Source organism: Prolinoborus fasciculus (assembly GCF_056724605.1).
The window spans coordinates 1-483 of the sequence record NZ_JBWZQN010000183.1 but is presented as its reverse complement, the minus strand read 5'-3'; the positions used below and the strand labels follow the sequence as shown (position 1 = coordinate 483).

1 pseudogene is annotated in these 483 nt (G+C 38.5%); it reads left to right on the top strand.

Annotated elements, in window-relative coordinates:
* Positions 1 to 483 (top strand): annotated as a pseudogene (locus AC1P5O_RS16860) (IS30-like element ISAba125 family transposase); the annotation flags it as partial.

Below are 483 nucleotides of genomic sequence, written 5' to 3'. Positions count from 1 at the left end.
ATTGTTGAAGCGATCCGTTGTTTATGGTCTCCTCAGCAAATAGCAAAGCGTTTAAAGACATTTCCTGATTTGGATCAAACAATGAATGTAAGCCATACAACGATTTATTCAACGATACGAGCATTACCAAAGGGTGAGTTGAAAAAAGACTTATTATCCTGTCTGCGTCATGAAAATAAAAAGCGAAAAGCTAACGGTGAACCTAAAAAAGATTCTATATTACAGGATATTAAAACTATTCATGAGCGCCCAGCCGAAGTTCAAGAAAGAAAAATACCGGGTCATTGGGAAGCTGATTTAATTAAAGGTAAAGACAATAAAAGTTCGATAGCAACACTTATTGAACGAAATACACGGCTCTGTATCTTGGCAACATTACCTGATGCAAAGGCAGAATCAGTGCGCAAGGCTTTAACTGAAGCTCTGAAATATTTACCTGCAGAACTGCGTAAAACGTTGACCTATGACCGTGGACGCGAGATG